Origin of the sequence: Mycobacterium sp. (assembly GCF_035499775.1) — a bacterium.
Lineage (GTDB): Bacteria > Actinomycetota > Actinomycetes > Mycobacteriales > Mycobacteriaceae > Mycobacterium.
This window is the reverse complement of sequence record NZ_DATJYB010000415.1, coordinates 1-5,758: the sequence shown is the minus strand read 5'-3', so window position 1 is coordinate 5,758 and position 5,758 is coordinate 1. Positions and strand designations below refer to the sequence as shown.

The 5,758-nt window shown below is 65.7% G+C and carries 6 protein-coding genes and 1 pseudogene; 6 read left to right on the top strand and 1 reads right to left on the bottom strand.

Annotated features, from left to right (window positions below):
* The 6 genes and pseudogenes from VML93_RS25815 to VML93_RS25790 all read left to right on the top strand — a co-directional run.
* Window positions 1–315 (top strand): annotated as a pseudogene (locus VML93_RS25815) (hypothetical protein); the annotation flags it as partial.
* Window positions 312–1,454, top strand: a complete 1,143-nt coding sequence (locus tag VML93_RS25810) for a hypothetical protein (protein ID WP_325615110.1) — start codon at window positions 312–314, stop codon at window positions 1,452–1,454. The pseudogene VML93_RS25815 and the gene VML93_RS25810, both read left to right, overlap by 4 nt.
* 388 nt (window positions 1,455–1,842) lie before the next feature.
* Window positions 1,843–2,751 (top strand): papain-like cysteine protease family protein, encoded by a 909-nt coding sequence (locus VML93_RS25805; protein ID WP_325615109.1) that lies wholly within the window; start codon window positions 1,843–1,845, stop codon window positions 2,749–2,751.
* Between the two features lie 15 nt (window positions 2,752–2,766).
* On the top strand, window positions 2,767–3,378 hold the full coding sequence (locus VML93_RS25800; RefSeq protein WP_325615108.1) for a hypothetical protein: 612 nt from the start codon (window positions 2,767–2,769) through the stop codon (window positions 3,376–3,378).
* A gap of 55 nt (window positions 3,379–3,433) precedes the next feature.
* A complete protein-coding gene (locus VML93_RS25795; RefSeq protein ID WP_325615107.1) occupies window positions 3,434–4,492 on the top strand; it encodes a dihydrodipicolinate reductase in 1,059 nt (352 codons plus the stop codon).
* Between the two features lie 38 nt (window positions 4,493–4,530).
* A complete protein-coding gene (locus VML93_RS25790; RefSeq protein ID WP_325615106.1) occupies window positions 4,531–5,175 on the top strand; it encodes a cutinase family protein in 645 nt (214 codons plus the stop codon).
* Here VML93_RS25790 and VML93_RS25785 read toward each other — a convergent pair.
* Window positions 5,172–5,758, bottom strand: a 587-nt coding sequence (locus tag VML93_RS25785) for a serine hydrolase (protein ID WP_325615105.1), incomplete at its 5' end; no start/stop codon positions are given. The two genes, VML93_RS25790 and VML93_RS25785, sit on opposite strands and share 4 nt — an antisense overlap.

Here is a 5,758-nt window from a genome sequence, read left to right as displayed (position 1 = left end):
ACCAGCCGCTACGCGCTGGCGGCTCAGATCCAGGCCCGGCTGCGCAAGGAGGCGTACGTCCTGCATGCCCGGCGCTACCTCGCCGAGGGCGGCCCCATCCATCCGCGCCAACAGCAGGTGATCGACGACCTCGCCGCCTACTCACAGCCCTATCTGAGCCGGCTGTGGGCGCGCCTGCACGGACGCGACGTCTGGCAGGAGCCTTGCGACGACGTCGACGACGTGCGGTCTCTGCTCGAGGGAGTCGCCAGGTCGGTCAGCCTCGACCACCGGCAGCGGATCAAGTCGATGTTGGAATTGCAGGTCGCAGGATGAGATTGGTTGCCGATTCCGGCCTTTGGAGCACTGCGCCTGCCGACCGCCCATCGACGCCGGCCCCGTTGGTCGCGGTGCTGGAAGTCAGTGGCGCGGTGCTGTCCTGGACGGTCGACGACTCGCCCGACGACGGGGCCACCCGGATCACCTTCACCGATCTGTCTCGCGCCGACTGGCTTTGGCGGGTTGTCGGCGACTCCGGACATGTCGCATTGGCGTCGGTGGTCGACGACCATCCGTCCGACGACCCGCGCGGCATCGAGCTCGCCGGTGTCGACATCGTGCCCGGGTCCCTGGGACCGCTGCGCCGGCTGGCCCTCGGTCATTGGCTGCGGCGCTGGTGGCCCGCCAGCCGGCGGGACGGCATCGTCGGCCTGGACCGCGCTCTGCTCGACGTCGAGGTGGCGGTGCTGACGGCCGGTGCCCAGGGCTTCTTCTCCGACGACACGCTGGACTCGGATGTGACGGGGCTGCTGACGCCGCACGCCGCGGCGCTGATCACGGATCTGCGGACCGGCGATCCGCGGGTCGGCGATCTGGTGCGAGCGGGCGCCGGACTCGCCGACGAGGTCGGCCTGGATGGTGTTGACTGGCTGGAACTTTCTGCCGCTCTTGACGATTCGAGTGCAGCCTTGACGATGTCTACTGGCCGTCAGGACGACTACGCGCTGGCCGCCGGCTCCGAGACCGGTCCACGGGGTGCGGCCGCGATCAGCCGCGGCGTCGCGTCCATCAGCTGGAGCGCCGTTCCGCCCGGGATATTCGACGCGGCCGAAAACACCGTCGAGTGGACCATCGAGGAGCCCGGTACCGCAGCCGTCGTCCGTGCGGCGCTGATCGGGCCGGACCCGGCCACCGGCATCCCCGTGCAATTGCGGTCGGGAGCCATCACCGGCATCAGCGCCCTGGATGCGGCCGGCCACGCGAGGCTTCCCCTGGTCGACACAGCGCGGCAACCGATGACGGAATCTGCCGCCTGGAACCATGATTGGGCGGCAACCTCGATACAGGTGGGCGCCCCGGCGACAGAATCACCCGAGACCCGGGAGCGGGTTCGCCGCTGGGCGCGGAGGCGGTTGGACCGGCCCGTGGATGACGCGTTCCTGGCAGAGATCCTGGCGGCCGAATCCGCCTACTGAGCGCCCGCAGCCGGTCTAATCTGCAATTGGCACGGCGACTCGGTTTGCAGCGGCGAAAGGTACGGGTCCACCAATGACATCTTCAACTTCGGACAGCCGGAAAGATATTCGGGTAGCCCCGCCACATGGTCGAGTGCCGCGTGCCAGGGCGCAAAAGCCACAGCAAAGCGCACCGGTTTTTCCCTTCTGGATGCGCCTATTGCCCGAATCGGCCTTTCCGATCCGGTCCCAAGAAGACCTTGCCGGCAAGGTGTCCAGGATCTTGGTAGGTCTGGCGGCGCAAGCGTCGGCTGCACCCACTACCGCGAACGGGCTACCGATCCGCAAGCAGCCCTCCGGTCGCAAGAAGAAAAGCGCCTCTTAAAAGCGACCGACGAGGTTATCGAAAATGGGACTCTGGTTTTGGAACGGCTATACCGACACCGTTTACATCGCCCTGCTTTGGTATGACCCAGGCTGCCACCCGGATCCCTGGCGCAAGGTGGGGTGGTATGGGGTCGCGCCTGGCGACTCGGTCCAGGTGGTGCAAGGCGATCTGAGGCACGCACAGGACCGGAACTTTGCCTGGTTCGCACAGGCTGATTGGGCGGACGGACCCTGCTGGTCCGGCGACCCCGCGCATGCCTGGTACGCGATTCCGCACAATGCCGCTTTCAACCAGTGCTATGACGACAACACCGGCTGCAATGCCGCGTACCCATTCGTCGCGGATACGCTCAATTCAGCAGACGCGGATTCCACCATCCTGCTGCTGTGGCCCGGGGCCGCCGGCCACGGATTCCAGGGTTGGAGATCCCGCATGTCGGGCCTGCCCGACATGCAGCTGCTGAATTTTTCCGTCCCGTTGCAGCAAGAATCCAACTGGTGCTGGGCGGCGGTGTCGACCGGCGTCGCGCACTATTACGACAGCGCGAGTACGGTTACCCAGTGCCAGGTCGTTAATCAACAGCTCAGCCGCAACGATTGTTGCCGCAATCCTGGGTCCTCGTCGTGCAACGTCTATGGCTTCCTGGATCAAGCGCTGACCTATGTCGGCCATTTCGTCTCACTAGAACTCCAAGCCGCAACCTACGCCCAGATTGTCGAGCAAATTGCCGTAGGCAGACCCCCTTGCATTCGCATCACCTGGGCCGGCGGTGGAGCGCACTTCATTGGGGTCTCCGGGTGCGAGCCGTCCAATATGCTGTGGGTCAACGACCCGACTGTTGTCGGCCCGACGCTGGTCTCCCGTGCCGCATTGACTGGCGGCAACTACCAAGGATCTGGGACGTGGGCGGACACCTATTTCACGAGCTGAGCGCGGAGGATTCTAATGCCGATCGTGACACCTGAAGCTCCCAAACAGTCGATCGAGGCGCTGGGTGGCACCCTGGCGAGTCTTGCCACGAGCGCGGGCCTGAAGCGAGCGGCGCCAAATTTTGCGGCTAGAATCGCGGCTTCGCCCAGCGAACTGCGCACGCCCGGCCTTTCCTACCGGGTCTATGTTCTGGGCCTTGCCGACATGCTCGATGCGAAGGACCTGACACCGGCGAAACTCTCGGCGTGGCGCCACGAATTCGCCGTTAAGGACGAGGTCGTTGCAATAGACGTCACGACCGGAAGGCAGCCGCAGTTTTCCAGCCTCAACGTCAGCCCGGTGGCCCACTCTGTGCAACGCCACCTCGACTCGGCCGCGTTTGAGGCGTCCAACTTCGGCCCGCAGTCGTACGACGTCGCGTTGCTGCGGGTACCAGCGCTGGCGGTACGGGCGGTCTGGCTGAAATCCAGGTCCCGCTCTCACGAAGACATCATCGTCCCGCTCGCTCCTCCGATGCCCTCGGAGTTGACCGCGCATCAGCGTTATACGGCAACGGAATTCATCGACGCTCTACGACCGGCTGCGCGGCGGGTACTGGCCGCCGAAGCGCCCGGCAAGGGCGGATGACTCCAACCGGTGGATGACGCGCCGGGCGGCCGAACCCCTCCCCTATGCTGAGCGAGTGCCAAACAGCTATCGCGTCGTGCAATGGAACACCGGAAATGTCGGCAAGAGCTCGCTGAAGTCGATTGCCTCCAACCCCACGCTCGAATTGGTGGGGTGTTTTGCCTGGTCGCAGGACAAGGTCGGGCGTGACGCCGGCGAACTGGTCGGCATTGATCCGCTGGGGGTCGCGGCCACCAACGACGTCGACGCGCTGCTGGCCCTCAAACCGGATTGCGTGGTGTACAACCCAATGTGGTTCGAAGTCGATGAAGTGGTCCGCATCCTGTCCGCGGGCGTCAACGTGGTAACGACGGCGTCCTTCATCACCGGACACAACCTGGGCCCCGGCCGCGACCGCATCCTGGAGGCCTGCCAGACCGGCGGCTCCACCATCTTCGGGTCCGGCGTCAGCCCGGGGTTCGCCGAACTCCTGGCCATCGTGTCGGCGATGGTGTGCAACCGGGTCGACAAGGTCACCGTCAACGAGGCCGCCGACACCACGTTCTACGACTCGCCGGACACCGAGAAGCCGGTGGGTTTCGGCCAGCCGATCGACCACCCCGATCTGCCGCAGATGGCGGAAAAGGGGACCGCTATTTTCGGTGAGGCGGTGCGGTTGGTCGGCGACGCGCTCGGCGTGGAGCTCGACGAGATCCGCTGCGTAGCCGAATTCGCCCAAACCACAGCCGATCTCGATCTCGGGTCCTGGACGATACCCGCGGGCTGCGTCGCGGGCACCTACATCAGCTGGCAAGGCATCGTAGGCGGCAGAACACTGATCGACCTCAATGTCCGGTGGCGCAAGGGGCAGACACTGGATCCGGATTGGAAGATCGACCAGGACGGCTGGGTCATCCAGGTCGACGGCCAACCCACGGTGACGACAAAGGTGGGTTTCCTTCCGCCACCCTACTTTCAGGCCGAGACGCTCGAAGATTTCATGGCGTTGGGACACATCATGACGGCGCTACCGCCCATCAATGCGATCCCCGCCGTAGTGGCCGCGGCGCCGGGAATCGCTACCTACAACGACCTTCCGCTGACACTTTGCCGGGGGATGGTACCCACCAACTGACCGGCACGCCCGCCCGCGGGTTGTGTCAGCATTGAGCAATGAGCGCATCCCTCTCCCGCGTCGCTCGCATCCTCGGCGCCGCAATCGCGATAGCTTCGGCGCTGCTGATCGCGCCGACGAGTGTCCCTTCCGCGCATGCCGATCCGTGCCCCAACGTCGAGGTGACGTTCGCCCGCGGAACCGGCGGGCCTTCTGGCGGCCTCGGCAAGGTGGGCGATGCCTTCATCGATTCGCTGCGGTCCCAGATCGACGGGCGGTCAATGAACGTCTACTCGGTCAACTATCCCGCGACCTTCCACTTCGCTGAAAGCGCGCCGATCGGCGCGCAGGACGCGACGGCCCATGTCCAGGACATGGCCGGGCGCTGCCCCAACACCAAACAGGTGCTTGGCGGAATGTCTCAGGGCGCGGGCGTCATCGACATGGCTTCCACCATGATTTCGCCTGAGGCGGCCGACCACGTCGCCGCGGTCGCTCTCTTCGGCAATCCCAAGAGCATGCTGGCGACCGCCGTATCAGGCGGCTTCCCCGACATCAGCCCGGTTTTCGCGCCGAAGACCATCGATATGTGCGCCCAGGACGACCCGGCATGCTCCGGTGGCTTCAACCCGCAGGCACACGGTTCCTACGCTGAGTCCGGCATGACGACTCAAGCGGCAACGTTCGTCGCGGGCCGGCTCTAGCGAGTAGCGACGCCCCGGCGTGCAGGCCGAGCGGCCTTCGGATAGGTCGCGCCGAGCGCGGGCACCTCGAGCGGACCCTGGTGCCGGGCGGCTTCAATGGCATTGCGCAGCGGGCGGGCCAGGCCCGCAAACGATCCCATGTCGAACAGCAACGGCGTCAACAGGCGGTTGTGCACGAAGCCGAACGAGCTGCCGGCCTCCGGGTCGGCCCAGCCCAGTGTTCCGCCGAGACCCACGTGACCGAACCCGCGCAGTAGGCCCGGCACCGGCGATTCGTGGTAGCCGAGGTGAAAAGGCATGGGCACCACCATGTTCGCGTCCGGCCACTTGCGCCGAGCCTCGCCGGTAAGGCCGTTCGCCAACTCTTCCGACAGGTACTTCTTGCCATCGATGCGGCCGCCGTTGGCCAGCGCGCCGTACATCTTGGCCAACCCGCGACCGGTCACCACGCCGTTGGCGGCGGGAACCTCGCCATCCAGGAACGGGGTGTCGCCCTTGACCAGCGAAATGACGCCGGGGAAGTACATCGCGCCGAGCGCGCCTGAGAATGGCAGACCGGCCACCTTCGGCGCAATGAAGTTGA